Genomic DNA, 17,752 nt, shown 5'->3' on the forward strand with positions numbered 1-17,752 from the left:
TATGTATAAATGTATACAGGTCGACTATCGCTCGAACATCATTTCAACCAATACATTCCAGTTTGCTTTTGACACATCATCCTTTGCCAGTTCGCTTAACTTCCAGATTCGAATATAATTATATTTGACAACTTTATCTTTCAGATTCACTGTAGCAGTTCCAAAAGAATAGGCATATTCGCCACTATAAGCTCTACCCACTTTTTCAGGAGTTGTGATGATATTTATACGGGATTTTTTCAAATATGCCAGTATATCCTTCTTACCTTCTATGGGTTGAATCCAAGGAAAAAGCAAACGCGAGTCCTCATGTAAAAACTCTTTATAACCAGCTTGGTTATCCGCTTTTAATACGGTCGACAAAAGCTTGTCCGTCTCAAAAACAATCTCTTTACGTTGATCTAATCGTACTTGTGAACGATGCTTTAAATACCATGCTTCGCTTGGCTCATAAAATTCCAATTCAGAATTTTCCTTATTGCCAAAATTTTCGACTTCAGCTCGAATATCGACTAACCATTTTCCTTTTTTATTTCTTTTCCAGACCGTCAAATATTGCCCAAAACGTTTTCTGGCTCCGACTTTTTGAAATTCCATCGGCCCCGTAGTGACACCAAATTCTTGACTTTTTGAAACCATCGCTAATGCAGGTTCCCAAGTTAATACATCTGGTATATTGGGTCTATTATTCAGGTAATCTAAAGCATTGACCTCTGAAGGAACAAAAAATTTAGACTCTTTATCGACAATGGACAGAAGTGCCTGATGCGGTGTAGTTGTTTTAGAAATCAATGCAGCTTCTTTATCTGCACGGATTAAACTACCTACTTTATCGGGAATCTGCGCATACACTTGTGCTGAAAAAGCACTCATGAAAACTATTGCCGACATTTTATTCCATATATTCATGTAATATTTTGATATTAATTCGACACTAACTATCAAATCTTATTCCAAAGCGTCCCATCTTTGCTATCTTTCAGTTGTATACCGATGGCATTGAGTTCCTCACGAATACGATCCGATGTTGCAAAATCTTTATTTTGCTTAGCACCATCGCGTAATTTGATGACAATAGACATAATCTCATCGATACTATCATTGCTGGATATTTGATCATTTTGCAGTCCGAGAATATCAAAAACAAAATGTTGTAATAATGTTTTCAACTCTTCTAGATCAGGAGCACTAATAGCTGCTTTTCCGTCATAAATTGAATTAATCAACCGAACGACCTCAAATAACTCCGCAATTAAAATAGGGCTATTGAAATCATCATCCATTGCAGCATAGCATTTTGCACGTAAATCGGCAATATTCAATGCTGACTTACCTTTTGAAGGTTTCAATTTATCCAATAGATTAATGGCTGTCATCAAACGTTTAAAGCCCTTATCAGCTGCATCTAATGCTTCATTAGAAAAATCCAATGTACTTCTATAATGAGCCTGCAACATAAAGAAACGCACGGCCATAGGTGTATAACCACGTTCCAATAAAGGGTGATCTCCCGTAAACAATTGATGTGGCAAAAAGCCATTTCCCGATGATTTTGACATGCGCGCACCATTTACCGTCAACATATTGGTGTGCATCCAATATTTTGCAGGAGTGGTATGATTACATGCTTCTGACTGCGCGATTTCATTGGTATGATGTGTTGCTGCCAAATCCATTCCCCCACCGTGTATATCAAACTGGTCACCCAAATATTTACGGCTCATAGCAGAACACTCGATATGCCAGCCCGGAAAACCTACACTCCAGGGCGAAGGCCAACGCATAATATGTTCTGGCTTAGCTTTGATCCATAGGGCAAAGTCCAAACGACCATGCTTCTCATCCTGACCACCGAGTTCACGTGTGTTATTCAACATATCATCAAGCTTACGATTAGTCAAAACGGTATAATCATAATCTTTCACATATTTTTCAACGTCAAAATATACGGTTCCATTGACTTCATAAGCATATCCATTCGCAATGATTTGTTGAACCATTTCGATCTGTTCTGAAATATGACCGGTAGCTGTAGGCTCGATGCTAGGAGGTAAAGTATTGAAAAGACGTAAAACATCATGGAAACCAAGTGTATATTTTTGCACAATCTCCATCGGCTCCAGCTGTTCTAGTTTAGCCTTTTTAGCAAATTTATCATCACCTTCATCATTATCTCCTTCCAGATGGCCTGCATCTGTTATATTACGTACATAACGGACTTTAAAGCCAAGATGCTTTAAATATCGAAATATCAAATCAAACGACACGAAAGTACGACAATTCCCCAAGTGAACATCACTGTATACGGTAGGCCCACAAACATACATCCCTACTAAAGAGGGATGTAATGGTTGGAATTTTTCTTTTTTACGTGTTAACGTATTGTATAAATAAAGATTGTTTTCCATGTCTAGAAAAATATCAGTTTCTATTTTTGTCTAAAATATATTTGAATTGGAACTCCCTCGAAATCGAAGTGCTCACGCAGTTTATTTTCAATATAACGTTTGTATGGATCTTTTACATACTGTGGTAAGTTACAAAAGAATGCAAACATGGGTGTACGTCCAGGAAGCTGGGTAACATACTTTACTTTGATATATTTACCTTTTAGAGCTGGTGGCGGATAATTTTCGATCACCTGCAACATCACTTCATTTAATTTTGAAGTAGGAATCTTCTTTGTTTTATTTTCGTAAACCTTTGCCGCAACTTCCAAAGTTTTGAAAATACGCTGTTTCTCAGTAACGGAAGTAAAAACAATAGGAATATCTGTAAAAGGAGCGATTTTCTCTTTGATACGAGCCTCAAACTCTTTCATTGTTTTATTATCTTTATCAATGGTATCCCATTTGTTGACAACGATTACAATCCCTTTTCTATTTTTCTCTGCAAGATGGAAAATATTAATATCCTGCGCTTCAATACCGTCATTGGCATCCAACATCAACAGAACAACATCCGAATCCTCCAAAGCTTTGATCGTACGCATGACAGAGTAAAACTCAATATCTTCGTTCACTTTAGACTTACGTCTCAATCCAGCGGTATCGATCAATAAGAATTCATGACCGAACTGTTTGTAATGGATACGAATCGAATCACGAGTAGTACCAGCTACTGGAGTGACGATATTACGATCTACACCTAACAATGCATTTGTTAAAGAAGATTTCCCCACATTAGGGCGACCTACAATCGTATATTTTGGTAATGTCGTATCGTCTTCGGGTTCATCTTCAAAAGTGGAAACTACTGCATCTAATAACTCTCCTGTACCAGATCCTGTAGCTGAAGAAACATTATAGATCTCACCTAAACCGAATGCATAAAACTCAGCCGAATCATGATGTAATTTAGCATGATCAACTTTATTTGCTGCCACATATACAGGCTTAGAACTTCTTCTTAAAATATCAGCAATCTCATCATCTAAATCAGTGATTCCTGTGGTTACATCTACCATAAATATAATAGCAGATGCTTCTTCTATTGCGATATGAACTTGGTCACGAATTGCTTCTTCAAAAACATCATCCGATCCATGTACAAACCCACCAGTATCAATAACTGTAAAATTCTTCCCTATCCATTCTGCCGTTTCATAGTGACGGTCGCGCGTCACTCCACTAAAGTCATCAACAATAGCTTTTCTACTCTCCGTCAGACGATTAAAAAGCGTGGATTTCCCAACATTTGGACGACCTACAATTGCAACAATATTTGCCATATTTTTACTATATATTATTCTCGTTACCTCACGGCAACTTATTTAAATACAATTTAACTCAGTGGGCAAAGTTACACATTATACCTGGTATTTTTGAAAATCAATCTAATCTTATCGTAATCTCTACCATTTTTCTAATCCATGACAACAATCAGGTATAACACGATTAAACAGAGCGATTATGCGCTTATAAAAATTTTATAGTCAGAATCCGATTTTGACTGCAATTAGCTGGTTCCGATCAGCCAAAGGAGTTGCTAAAAAGAAAGCCTCAGTGAACATACTGAGACTTTCCAACAATACTAAATAGCATACAACCTATTGCAGTACAAGTTCAAATTTATGGATCTTAATTTCAACAATATGGTCTGCGCTATTGATTAATCGGGCAGCTTTAGATTTAGACGATTTAGTTGCTGACCAGGTCGCCCCATCATCGCTAAATTCTAATTTCAGCAACTCTTGTTTTGGCAAAACTTCAAAAAGTACGTCTTTTATAAACTGGGAAGAGGTGACCTCCAGACCAATATTATCTTTAGGATTTAATTTAACAACCTCCAACATAGGACTTAATTTCAGGATCTGTTGTGGTCTATTTCCTGTAATCACATCATTCAAGATGGGTAAAGCCTTTAATGGAGCCAAACTCGTTATTACATGGCCACTAGCCTGATCAATGGATTGAGGCACTGCAAAACCTTTTTCTCGAAATAATTGTGCAAAATGAAAATACGATTTCTCCACCCAGGGTAATATATGACGGCTACCCGTTACAATACCGGGCTGATAGGGATTCCGATTATTATTTCGATCAATATCAACCAACTTATTACGCTCCGTCTGCAGTTCAAGAAAATGCCGGTAAGCTTCCTGGTCATCTTTTGAAGTTAAAAGATCCAGTAGCGATAAACTTGCTTGGCCCAAGCTTGCGAAGTGAAATAACCAAGGTTTTAATTCGCTTACTAACTTTTGATTACGCGAACGTTCAACAATATGCTGGACAGCAGGAGCAAATTTTGAAAACTCAGCTTGGAGTAAAATATAATTCTCAGATTTTAATGCAATGGGAAAAGTTTTAAATTTCGGTGTAACATTTAATAAACTATCTATTAATGGACCAAAACCTTCCGATTCTATACGTCGATACTGATGATAACTTGGGCCAGGATCTGTATTATGTTTTGAAAATAAAGCATATGATGTTTCAATCTCAGGCATTACTTCGTGTATACCTCGGAGCCAAGAAGTGTTTGAATCAAAAGATTTCAAATTCCAAGAATAATCCGCAACTGAAAAAATAGCGACTTTAGAAGCTTCTGCCTTATCCATTGGGTTAGTTACGAAACCTGACATATCAGATTTAATCTCGCTACTTAAACCATAGACAGGTCCTAACAAAAGATGATTTCGAACATAATCACTTACTGGAAAATTCCACCAAACAAATGAAGGTCGTTTAATACGATTATTGACCCAAACTTGTCCTTCTTTCGTGACATCATGGATAACTGAATTGCCCGTCCACATAATCTCGATCTTGTTATCCAACTGATCTCCCAATAGATCTAAATAAGTATTTGGCTTTAAATTGGACCATAATTTATTGTACTCCGTCGGGCACATGATCAATGCCCCTACATGCTGCTTTTTCTCGACAAATTCCTTTTGCAAGTAATTCAACAAACCTGCTTGTTTCTCTGCTTTTGTTCCTTCACCAGAAATATCATCAAAAAATACAGCAAAGTGTCTTACTCCCAAATCATACATTAAATCAAACTTATGCAATACGGCCAAACTATCAGCCTTATTCCATTTAATATCTTTACCTGGATGAATCGCCCAATAAAAATCTACTTCATGATCTTTTGCAACCTGCACTAGATCCTGTATGCGCTTTGCTTCTTCTTCAGGGTATGGTTCGCGCCAATTGGGTGATGAATGATAAGCATCATCTTTAGGACCATACAAGTACGTATTCATTTTCCATTGCCCATAAAACTTCAACTGTGCAATGCGATCTTCGAAACTCCATGGCTCGCCGTAAAAACCCTCGACTGTCCCTCGAAAGGCAACATCAGGAAAATCATGTATAAGCTGCTCTTGTAAAAAGGAGGTTTGTTTAGCAGTATCTAAAAGTTGTTTTAAACTTTGAGCAGCATAAAAAGCACCTCGTTGAGTTTTATAAGTGACTTCAATGCTCTTTGGACCAATAGATAAATCATATCCTTCCTGATTTGTCACCGTTTTTGACATTTTAAATCGAACAGGAATACCTGACTTAGCCCAATAGGGTGTCAATATAGAGGAGATCTGCTGATCTATATTCCCCTTTAGTACGATACCTGCATAAGGAATATGTTCTTTTTTTAGAATTGTTTTTTGAGGTATGGGGTAAATGTGCTGGGCTCGACTATTTGCAAATAACGTACAAATAACAAAACATAAAATTAAAAATCTGGATAACATAATGATTGTAGAAATTGAATTAGGTTAAAGTAAAACAAGTATAATGGTATAAGATGAATGTCACAAATTCGAAAGGCATGAAATCGTTTGCGTGAAAACAAGAGAGGAAATACGATAAAAAAAAATGGCCTTGCAAATCTGCAAAGCCATTTTCTTAAAATGATCAACTTAATCTATTGTGTTGGATTTTGAGTCAACACTCCAGGGTATGAATTAATCGCACTCTGCGGGATATAGTATACGACACGAAAGTCCGTTGGCGCTATAACCTCAGATTGATTATGCGGTCCTGGATATTGACGCGTCAATGCTTTACCATTACGAAATACATCATAGCTACGTTCTGCTTGAAATGCCAATTCCAATTCACGCTCTTTATCAATTAATGTACTTGCATTTGAAGCATTTAAGGATGAATACGCACCATTTGTAATCGAGCGGGTTCTTATTTTATTTAAATCCGCTAATGCTGCAGCGTAATTACCCAGTTTTGCTTGTGCTTCTGCTCTATTGAGATAAACCTCTCCTAATCTGCTGATGATTGGTGAATGTAATTGCGAATTTTCACCTTCTTTAGAACATTTCGTAATATAGAACTGAGGATATACACGATTTAATGAAATATAATAATCCAATACCCCATTATACGTTTTACCATCCTTGTATTTTATACTATAGGTTCCTTCATTGACGTTGATCACGGTTAATGCATAAGGTATTCTTTGTTCGGCAGTAGTTGCCGTTTTTGGAATTACCTCTATAGCAGTAACGGTGTTACCTGTTCGCTCAATAATAAATTGGGCATAATTTAATGTATTTGCAGCGTCTTCTTTTATAAAGCGAAAGACCTCGGTATACTTCCCTGTCTTTTCATCTTCGGAATAAGTGGGTTCTATAAAGGAAGCACGCGCATCAACGATACGGTAGTTGTCTGGGCGCCAGTCGTTACGACCTGTTTCATTTAGCAAATCGATGTATTTTGCACTTGCATACATCTCACCCCAGCCCATACCGCCGATATTTGAATACATACCACCAACACCATAATAATGATCATAACCCGAAAATTCAGATGCTACTCTTTTAATGGCAAAGATCGTCTCGGCATTATTCTCTGGTGTAAAGGTATTATATTTCATAAATTTGTCTCGATCCAACAAGGTATAGTCTCCAGAGTTGATCACTTTATCCGCATACTCTACTGACAATCTTGCGTATTCGGCATTTGGGGACTGGTATGTACCACTCATATACAGATAAACCCGAGATAACATGGCTTGAGCTGCTCCCTTAGAAGCATAGATATTGCCTTTGTTAATTGTCAATAAGGATTCTGCCTTCTTCAAATCACTGATCGCCTGTTCATACGTTGCTTTAACCGTAGCACGGTCAGGTAAACGCAGATCATTAAAAACATCATCAGGGGTACCATTTACAATAGGCACTCCAAGATTGGTTTCAGGACTTTGGTAATAAGGACGTCCATAGGCACGAACCAAGTAGAAATACATCATGCCACGAATGTAATAACACTCCCCTAATTGGTTGTCTTTTTCAGGACTTTCACCTTCAGTAATGATTTTCATCACATTGGATGACTGCGCAATAGCCTTATACCCCGCATTCCAAAATTCAGATAAACGTCCGTTATTTGGCGTACGTGCATACGAAATAAACTCATAAAATGCATCCGTCGAAGCTCCGCGAATCATCATATTATCGCCGGCATACTCGCCAGCTCGATGCATCGGATCCGACCAGGCTTTCAATTGTCCATATGCGCCATTTATCCCGGCATCTGGATTGCTAGAAATATTATCCGAATCCATTAAATTATGGGGGAACCGATCTATATTACATGATGTAATGGTAGCAGCTGTTAATAGTATAGATAGTATCTTTTTCATAAAATTTTTCTCTCTTTTAACTAAAATGTCACATTAAGACCAAACATAAATTTGCGTGTAGCAGGATATATAGCTGGACCTGCCGAACCTAAGATAGCGCCTGTATCTTCATTGATCGAAATCTCAGGATCCACACCTGAATAGTTCGTAATGGTAAACAAGTTCTCCCCCGTAAAGAATACACGGACATTTTTCAATTTATATTGTTCCAATTTCAGGTTATATCCCAAGGTCAACGAACGCAATCTTAAAAAATCACTATCTTCTAAATAACGCGTTGATGTAGAATTTCCTTTATCGTTATTATTGTATTTAGCGATTGGATGCGTAGCAATATCTCCTGGTTTTTCCCATCGACTCCAGCCGTCTTGCAATTTCATCTGATTCCTATCGGTATAGGTTCCATCAGAATCATATTCTTGACGAGAATAATTATAGATCTTCCCACCAATGGAGTACCCAAATGATGCATTGAGATCAAACTGTTTGTAAGTGATTCCTGTATTGAATCCACCAAATAGATCTGGGGATGCTTTTCCTGCCTTCTGCAAGGTCGCTGCTGAATAATTAGAAGTCTTGACTTGAGTTTGATTACCATCCTGATCGGTTTCAACTTTATACCACTCTGGAGCACCAGTCTCCACATTGACCCCAGCCCATATCGGCATATAATAAGTATCAACCGGTAATCCTGGCTCCAAAACTCGACTAGCAGAACCAGCGATGCCTAAACCATCATCGATGATAAGAGGTCTTGTCACATCGTTGCCATTAACATCTTTGCTCTTAATCAATTCGGTTAACTTATTTTTGTTATGGCCGATATTGATATCCAAGCTCCAAGTGAAGTCATTTTTACGAATGATATCACCGCCTAAAGTAAGCTCAATACCTCTATTTTGCATCTTTCCAATGTTCTTATACACACTTGTGACGCCCGTCATTCCACTGATTGGCACGTTATATAAGATATTGTCCGTTTTTTTATCATAGTAATCAAAAGTGACACGAGCACGATTGTTGAACATGGTTGCATCAAATCCTGCACCTGTTGTAAAGGTACGTTCCCAAGTCAGATTTTTATTTCCAATCCGATAAATCAAAGCTCCCGAATTTTCATTATAACCTGATGCCAATGAAACAGAATATAAGTTGTATTGTGGATATAATTCGCTAGGACGGTTACCTACTGAACCGTATGAAGCACGGACTTTTAAATTATCAATCCAGGCGGCATTGAACCAACTCTCGCGATTGATATTCCATCCTCCACTCACGGAGAAAAAATTACCATATTTAGCGTTATCTCCAAAATTGGAAGCACCATCACGACGGAAAGATACCTGTCCCAAATATTTACCATCGTAAGCATAATTTGCATTCGATAATAAAGATTGGACTGCCCATTCATTAATATTTCCTCTAGTACGTTCTGGTTTAGCAACAACATTTAACACTTCGAAGCCAGGAATAAAACCTGTACCATAAACATCTAATGTCTTGTCCCAATAATCATTGAATTCATAAGCTGCTAATGCATTCACAGCATGTTTACCCCAAGATTTATTAAAACGCAATATCTGACTGGTATAACGACGCGCATATTCTGAGCGGTAATCTGTTAAACGTCCCTTTACACTTTCTCCTCCACTAGAACGAGGATCTGTATACCCCGCAGCACTATAAGTATTATAGCGGTAGTTATTAACGGATGAAAAAGTCAACCAATTGGTGAATTTGATATCAAAGTCCATATTACCGCTGAACTCATAATTGGTATTGGCACTATGATCCCATTGTAAATCATATAGGTAGTTTGTGTTCGCACTATTTACCCACCCGCTATAACGATGAGGAACCGGCTTGCCATCTGCATCAAATGGGTTATCCCAAGGGAAATTTGAATACATCGCTGTTGTAGAATATTGTCTATCCTCTACTCCTCTACGTGCTCCAACTAAAGTTGGTTTAACGGTCAACCATTTCGTCGGTTTATAAACCGTATTCATACGGAAATTATAACGATCGTAATCATAGCCTTTCACAGCACCTACTTCATTGTAGTAACCCAATGATAGATAAGATTGTAGCTTTTCAGTACCCGATTGGATAGAAATATTATGATTTTGGGTAAAACCATGTTGTGTAGCCACTTTCCACCAGTCGAAATCACTATTTCTCAAATCAGCATTCCAACGGGGAAATTTAATTGCCGCTTGGTTTGCAAAAGAAGCATAATAATCATAAAGTTCAGCACCATTCATCATTTTCAAATTACCAGTAGTAAGCTGATTAAATCCGATTTTTGAAGAGAAATTGATTGAAGTGCTATTTGCAGTTGGATTTTTTGTGGTGACGACAACCACACCATTTGCTCCCTGTGAACCATATATAGCCGTTGAAGCTGCATCTTTTAATACCGTTAAGGTAGCAATATCATCTGGATTTAAATCACCAGCACTAGATCCAAGAATAACACCATCGACAACCCATAATGGGCTTGTCGTGCCACTTAAAGTGGCTTGACCGCGAATGACTACACCACCTTTTGCGCCTGGTCTTCCCGTTCCCGGAGCGACATATACACCCGCAGCTTTACCATTTAACATGTTTTCAACTGAAGGAGAAGTAATATCACGCAATTTATCACCTTTTACAGTCTGCAATGAACCAGTTAAGCTTTCCTTTTTTTGGCTCCCATAACCAACAACAACCACTTCTTCTAATGCCTCATTTGATGCTACAAGTACGACATTCACTGTTGCGCCCTGCACAGGTTTTTCAACCTTGTCAAATCCGACAGCTGAAAATACTAAAGTCTGACCATTTGCTACCTGAATAGAATAGCGTCCATTGCTATCTGTTGAAGTCGCAATCGTGGAATTCTCTTTCACATAAATCGTCACGCCACTTAATGGACCTGAACTAGAAGTAACAGTACCAGAAATTTTCTGCTGCGAACTGCTGATTGTTGAGCTAATTAAATCACCATCATCATGTGCTTCAGCTACGCTTGGAGCAATTAGCGCCAACATCAAAGCTGACGTAATGGGATAAAATTTAGTCACAAAAAAAGGTTTTGTAAATCTCTTATTCATAAACTTAATTTCAAGATAATCAGTAAATTAGTTAATTATCATAATTTATCTTCTGCAAAATAGTGTAAAGATTACTTAATATAAATTTAATATGAAACGAAATCGATTGCATAAAATAACGCAATCGTTTGTTTAGCTAACTAATACATAGTTCAATTTGAAATTACAAATCATACTGTTCTTTTATCTCTTGATATATCGATCTAGCGTATCCGTAGACACAATAAAAACTCAAAAATACAGACACTATAAAAAAAGCAGGTATCCATAGGAGATAGCTGCTTTTGTATGCCTTTTTGCAATTCTTTGAATAAGAAAATCAATTAATTTCTTTTTTATTATACGAGCAATTATACACTCTTGTTCAGTCAATACCTCAGTGACTCAGGAATATCACCAATTTCTCTAACTTCAGGATATAGAGACAGTACGAATTAAACGACCTTCAGTTTCACAACCTACTTTTAACCTGTTACGATCATAGCTTTAGTAACATGTTCTCTAAAAAACAGGCAAAAAGAAACCCCTTAGCTTTTGACTAAGGGGTTCTTTATAGTAGCGGGAATCAGACTCGAACTGATGACCTTCGGGTTATGAGCCCGACGAGCTACCAACTGCTCCATCCCGCAATGTATTTTCAATGTCTTCGAATCCGTGTCTTCCAACGGACTCTTTAGTAGCGGGAATCAGACTCGAACTGATGACCTTCGGGTTATGAGCCCGACGAGCTACCAACTGCTCCATCCCGCAATGTATTTTCAATGTCTTCGAATCCGTGTCTTGCAACGGACTCTTTAGTAGCGGGAATCAGACTCGAACTGATGACCTTCGGGTTATGAGCCCGACGAGCTACCAACTGCTCCATCCCGCAATGTATTTTTAATGTCTTCGAATCCGTGTCTTCCAACGGACTCTTTAGTAGCGGGAATCAGACTCGAACTGATGACCTTCGGGTTATGAGCCCGACGAGCTACCAACTGCTCCATCCCGCAATGTATTTTTAATGTCTTCGAATCCGTGTCTTGCAACGGACTCTTTAGTAGCGGGAATCAGACTCGAACTGATGACCTTCGGGTTATGAGCCCGACGAGCTACCAACTGCTCCATCCCGCAATATATTTTTTGGTCAATCTTACTTTTAAATACAAAAAAGCAAGATATCTTTACCTCCGAATTGGAGCACAAAGATATATTTTGTTTCTTTGTAATCCTAATTAAATTAAAAAAAATGTCGCATAAAGCAGGATTCGTAAGCATCATCGGTAAACCTAATGCAGGTAAGTCTACGCTAATGAACGCTTTAGTGGGTGAAAAGATGTCTATCATCACTCCTAAAGCTCAAACAACAAGACACCGCATTATTGGAATAGTGAATGATGAGGAGCACCAAATTGTCTTTTCAGACACACCAGGTATCATCAAACCAAACTATTCGCTACAAGAATCAATGATGAATTTTGTCCAAGGATCGCTAATCGATGCGGACATTATTTTATTTGTTACAGATATCAATGAAAAATATGATGAAAATGATGTTATCGAGAAATTGAAAAAAACAAGTTCTCCGGTAGCCGTTCTGATTAATAAAATTGATAAATCTAACGAAGCAGAAGTGATGGCTAAAGTAGAATTCTGGAAAGAAACCATCAATCCGGAAGTTATTTTTGCTGTATCAGCACTTCTTAACCACAATGTAACTGGTGTCATGGACTATATCAAGGAAAAACTTCCGGTACATGCCCCTTACTATGAAAAGGATGAACTGACAGACAAGTCAATGCGTTTCTTTGTCTCGGAAATGATTCGTGAAAAAATATTCAAACTGTACGACAAGGAAATTCCATACAGTTCTGAGGTCATTGTCACTTCTTATAAAGAAGAACCTAAGATCACACGGATTGCTGCAGAGATCATCGTAGAACGAGATTCGCAAAAAAATATTATCATCGGTACAGGAGGTTCCATGATTAAAAAAGTAGGTACCTATGCTCGTCAAGATATTGAAGAATTTATTGGCAAGAAAGTATTCTTAGAAGTTTTTGTTAAGGTAATCCCAGATTGGAGAAGTAAAAAGAATTACTTAAAAAGATTCGGTTACGACGACTAATTCTAGATTATATTTTTTGATCAATTACAATTAAGAAGAAAAGCCTCTAAAATTTAGAGGCTTTTCTATAGTATAAATTTTAGTTCTGATCAATGCGATTAAAATAAGTTAAAAGAGCATGCAACTGTTTGAGGTTTAATAATTTTTTCAGCTCTTCTTCAGGCGCCTCTTTAATCTTCTTGACAGACTTAAAGGTCGTCAACAGTTTCTCCACTGTGGTTTTTCCTATTCCAGGGATATCCTCCAATTCAGAAACAAAAGTCTTTCGACTACGTTGGTTCCTATGGAAAGTGATTCCGAATCGATGGGCTTCATCGCGAAGGTGTTGTATAATTTTTAGTGTTTCCGATTTTTTATCCAAATATAGGGGATATTGATCACCTGGATAATACAACTCCTCTAATCTTTTGGCAATACCGATCACCGTCACCTGTTTTTCTATCCCCAATAACTTTAAGCTTTTCAACGCAGCGCTTAACTGCCCCTTACCACCATCAATAATAATCAACTGAGGCAATCCGGTCCCTTCATCTAAAACACGCTTATATCGCCTATATACCGCCTCTTCCATCGTAGCGAAATCATTAGGCCCAACCACTGTCTTCACATTGAAGTGTCGATAATCTTTTTTTGATGGTTTTGCATCTTTAAATACCACTATGGCCGATACAGGATAACTTCCCTGTATATTGGAATTATCAAAACATTCGATATGTTGGGGCAACACATTCAACCGCAGATCTTTCTTCATCTGCGTCAAGATACGATCAACTCTTACATCAGGATTTAGTTTCTCATAATGCAACAAGCGTTCTTTCTTAAAAAAAGCCACATTCTTCAGCGATAGATCCAATAATTTTCTCTTCTCGCCTAATTTTGGAACTGTAAATTTGATTTGATCATTTTCTTGAATGTCCAATTCAAAAGGAACGATGATCTCTCGTGATAAACTTTTGAATCGATCTCGAATTTCAGGAATAGCCAAAGCTAGAAGTTCTTGTTCGGTCTCATCCAGCCGCCGTTTCATCTCAACGGTCTGTGTCTGGATGATAACACCATTCATTACTTTTAAGTAATTGACAAAAGCATAGCTCTCGTCCGATGCAATGCTGAAGACATCTACATTCGTGATGGATGAATTGACAACGGTGGATTTACTTTGATAAAAATCCAATTTGTCTAATTTCATCTTGTAAGCATGTGCTTTTTCAAAATTCATTTCTGAAACAGCTGTTTGCATTTGCTCTTTAATCCGATTGGTGACAACCGAAATTTTACCATTCAAAATATCTTTTATATCGCTCAGATTTTGGTCATAATCCTCTTCAGACTGATAACCTTCACACGGTCCTTTACAATTTCCGATCTGATATTCGAGACAGATCTTAAACTTACCTCGAGCAATATTCTCTTGAGTCAATGCCAGATTACAAGTACGTAACGGGAATAAATCCCGGATGACATCCAGCACAATGTGCATCATCCCTATAGACGCATAAGGGCCATAATAGCGGGAACCATCTTTAATATGCTTGCGTGTCCAAAAAACTCGAGGAAAACGTTCATTTTTAATAACGATCCACGGATAGGTCTTATCATCTTTTAATAATACATTATACTTAGGCTTATGCTTCTTAATCAATGAATTCTCCAACAACCAAGCATCAATCTCTGTATCTACAATTGTAAAAGCAATACGGTTGATCTGACGCACTAATACCCTTGTCTTACCGTTGTGTTGCGTTTCATTTACAAAATAAGAACCTACCCGATTTCTGAGATCTTTGGCCTTACCGATATAAATCAGTATATCCTGCTTATCAAAATACTGATAAACACCCGGTTTATGTGGAATTCTTTTGAGCTCTTCTTTATAATCAAACACGTTCATCTTCAATAAAACAAGCCAGATAACAAATTTCGAAAAACTATATTACCTGGCTTTATACCTATATTTAATATTATTTAAAAACCTAACCGATCATCATTTAAGCTTGATTCAGAACCCGTACTATCACTACCGGCACTTCCGCCCCCACTCCAGTATTTGGAACAATCTACCACTCGGGTCAATCCTCCTTCAGGAAGTTCAAAATCACCTTTCGTATAATTTAGGTTCTTATCAGCGTATATCTTCTGCATATATAGTGCAAATACCGGCATCGCAGCTGCCGCACCTTGTCCATCTTGCATATTCGCAAAGCTTATACCTCGATCTTCAGCACCAGTCCATACACCCGAAACCAATTCAGGTGTTATTCCGATAAACCAAGCATCTGAGTTATCATTTGTAGTACCTGTCTTACCTCCAATCGGATTCGTTAAATGATATTTCCATTGAATTCTTCTTGCTGTACCTTTGGAAACAACAGATTTTAACATATCCACGATAATGTAGGCAGATTCACTATTCAATGCTTTGACCACTTTAGGAGCTTTTTCATAAATAGGTGTTCCATTTTTATCCTCAATTCTTAAAATTGCATTTGGCTCTATCCAAGTACCGTGATTGACAAAAGCAGAATAAGCGCCTACCATATCAAATACAGAAGCTTCATAAGCTCCAAGTGAAATGGAAGGATAATTAGGAACATCACTTGTGATACCCATGCGCTTGGTCAAAGCTGCAACCGCCTCTGGTGTTACCTGATTTACAAGATATGCGGTCGCATAGTTTTGAGATAAAGCTAGCCCATTTGCTAACGTGATTGGGTTTCCACCTTCAGCTGTCCCGCGAGGTGTCCAATTACCATAAGTTTGCTGATAATTGGGAATACTGTAACATGGAGAATAGCCATTATCAATTGCAACGGCATAAGTAAAAGGTTTTGCTGTCGATCCTACTTGACGAGTACCCATTTTTACTTGATCATATTTATAGTGTTCGAAATTAATGCCACCAACCCATGCTTTAATATGTCCCGTTTTCGGTTCCATAGACATCATCGCATTACGCAACATCAATTTATTATATCGAATAGAGTCTAATGGAGTCATAACTGTATCAACTGAGCCCTTCCAAGTAAAAATTGACATCGGTACTTTTACCTTAAATGCTTTTTTAATTTCATCTTCAGAAAGTCCATTCTCTTTAAGTATACGATAACGTTCAGAACGTCGCATACCTGTAGTCAATAATTTGGCATTAGCTCCTTTAAATGCATCTCTACTTTTCCACTGCGCATTGAATTTTACTTGCAATGATTTCATCCATTCTTTTTGAGCATCCTCCGCATATTGTTGCATCGTCATATTGATCGTTGTATAAATCTTCAATCCATCACGATCCAAGTCATAAGGAGTACCGTCAGATTTGGTGATCGAAAGTCTTGAAAACTCCTTTTTGATCTCTTCTTTCAATACTGCACGAAAATATGGTGCTAGACCTTCACCATAGTTTGCAATTTTCAACTGTAATCCAAGCGGTTTTGCCTGAGCGGCAGCTTCTTCCTCCAAAGAAATAAAGTTAGCCTTATTCATATTATCTAAAACTGTATTTCTACGTGATAATGCATTTTTAGGATATCTTACTGGAGAATAAACACCGGGACCTTTAAGCATCCCGACTAATAATGCTGCTTGATCAGCGGTAAGTTTATCTGGAGTCGTATTAAAATAGGTACGTGCAGCAGACTTAATACCAAAAGTATTATAGGCTCCAAAATCTACCGTATTAAAATACATCGTTATAATCTCTTCTTTTGTATAATTACGTTCTAATCGAACAGCAGTAATCCATTCTTGAAATTTTTGAATGATACGTTTGGGAGCACTTTTAGCTCGGCCATCCGAAAATAAATTGAGTGCCAATTGTTGGGTAATGGTACTGCCACCTTGTTTATTCCCTGTCAGTGTGTGGAAAATAACCGTAATCGTGCGCGTATAATCAATCCCTGAGTGATCATAGAAACGTTTATCTTCTGTTGAAATCAGTGCTTGGACCAAAAACGGTGATAGTTCACTATATTTTACATTAGATCTATTCTGAATATAATAAGTACCTAAAACCTTATTATCTTCGGTAATAACTTCAGAAGCTAAATTACTTTTAGGATTTTCTAAATCGCTAAAAGATGGCAATTTGCCAAATAACCCCATGCGTACACTAAATATAAATAGAAATCCAAAAGCTATTATTCCAATAATAAATTTCCAGAAATTACGTGTATACCGCTTGACATCCTCTGGTTGCAGTTGGTTTTTTTTTGATTCTCTCTTCATTGAACCTTATTCTTTCTCGATTTGATCGTTATAAATATGTTAACATAATTCTTCGCTACAACATCAGATAATGTGCCAAAGATTATATGCATGACAACAAAGATATTACAAATATTTTGAGGAATCTCCATTCCATACAACATCCGTAAAAAAAAAACCTAAAAAAGAATCATTCACAACTTAAAAAACAAGTTAAAATCAATAAAAATTATTACCTATTCAG

Annotated in this window: 9 protein-coding genes and 5 tRNA genes; 1 reads left to right on the forward strand and 13 read right to left on the reverse strand. The window is 37.5% G+C overall.

Translation table 11 applies throughout. The annotated features are described in order from the left end of the window. Window positions 1-24: 24 nt before the first annotated feature. The 11 genes from AC06G9_RS18880 to AC06G9_RS18930 all read right to left on the reverse strand — a co-directional run bounded on the left by AC06G9_RS18880 (window position 25) and on the right by AC06G9_RS18930 (window position 12,314). On the reverse strand, window positions 25-909 hold the full coding sequence (locus AC06G9_RS18880) for a DUF4440 domain-containing protein (protein ID WP_434442500.1): 885 nt from the start codon (window positions 907-909) through the stop codon (window positions 25-27). Window positions 910-941: 32 nt separating this feature from the next. Then, window positions 942-2,408 carry a cysteine--tRNA ligase gene (cysS, locus tag AC06G9_RS18885; protein WP_281046793.1) on the reverse strand — a complete coding sequence of 489 codons (1,467 nt, stop codon included), beginning with the start codon at window positions 2,406-2,408 and terminating at the stop codon, window positions 942-944. A gap of 20 nt (window positions 2,409-2,428) precedes the next feature. After that, window positions 2,429-3,730 carry a ribosome biogenesis GTPase Der gene (gene der / locus AC06G9_RS18890; RefSeq protein WP_045752609.1) on the reverse strand — a complete coding sequence of 434 codons (1,302 nt, stop codon included), beginning with the start codon at window positions 3,728-3,730 and terminating at the stop codon, window positions 2,429-2,431. Window positions 3,731-4,048: 318 nt separating this feature from the next. Then, on the reverse strand, window positions 4,049-6,196 hold the full coding sequence (locus AC06G9_RS18895; RefSeq protein WP_480956923.1) for a beta-N-acetylglucosaminidase domain-containing protein: 2,148 nt from the start codon (window positions 6,194-6,196) through the stop codon (window positions 4,049-4,051). A gap of 173 nt (window positions 6,197-6,369) precedes the next feature. Continuing rightward, window positions 6,370-8,103 carry a RagB/SusD family nutrient uptake outer membrane protein gene (locus AC06G9_RS18900; RefSeq protein ID WP_480956924.1) on the reverse strand — a complete coding sequence of 578 codons (1,734 nt, stop codon included), beginning with the start codon at window positions 8,101-8,103 and terminating at the stop codon, window positions 6,370-6,372. A 20-nt stretch (window positions 8,104-8,123) separates the two neighbouring features. Beyond that, window positions 8,124-11,201 (reverse strand): SusC/RagA family TonB-linked outer membrane protein, encoded by a 3,078-nt coding sequence (locus tag AC06G9_RS18905; RefSeq protein ID WP_480956925.1) that lies wholly within the window; start codon window positions 11,199-11,201, stop codon window positions 8,124-8,126. A 556-nt stretch (window positions 11,202-11,757) separates the two neighbouring features. After that, window positions 11,758-11,830, reverse strand: a tRNA-Met gene (locus AC06G9_RS18910). Between the two features lie 48 nt (window positions 11,831-11,878). After that, window positions 11,879-11,951, reverse strand: a tRNA-Met gene (locus AC06G9_RS18915). 48 nt (window positions 11,952-11,999) lie between these two features. Continuing rightward, window positions 12,000-12,072 (reverse strand) — tRNA-Met (locus AC06G9_RS18920). A gap of 48 nt (window positions 12,073-12,120) precedes the next feature. After that, window positions 12,121-12,193: transfer RNA gene (locus AC06G9_RS18925), tRNA-Met, on the reverse strand. A 48-nt stretch (window positions 12,194-12,241) separates the two neighbouring features. After that, a tRNA-Met gene (locus AC06G9_RS18930) sits at window positions 12,242-12,314 on the reverse strand. A 115-nt stretch (window positions 12,315-12,429) separates the two neighbouring features. On the opposite strand from AC06G9_RS18930, the gene era reads away from it, so the two are divergent. After that, entirely contained in the window at window positions 12,430-13,308 is an 879-nt protein-coding gene (era, locus tag AC06G9_RS18935; protein ID WP_045756147.1) for a GTPase Era, read from the forward strand. A gap of 79 nt (window positions 13,309-13,387) precedes the next feature. Here the strand turns inward: era and uvrC are convergent, their stop codons facing one another. Beyond that, on the reverse strand, window positions 13,388-15,199 hold the full coding sequence (uvrC, locus tag AC06G9_RS18940; RefSeq protein WP_293923768.1) for an excinuclease ABC subunit UvrC: 1,812 nt from the start codon (window positions 15,197-15,199) through the stop codon (window positions 13,388-13,390). Window positions 15,200-15,273: 74 nt separating this feature from the next. Next, entirely contained in the window at window positions 15,274-17,529 is a 2,256-nt protein-coding gene (locus AC06G9_RS18945; protein ID WP_480956926.1) for a transglycosylase domain-containing protein, read from the reverse strand. Window positions 17,530-17,752 lie beyond the last annotated feature (223 nt).

The sequence above is a fragment of the Sphingobacterium sp. MAE genome, assembly GCF_056711605.1.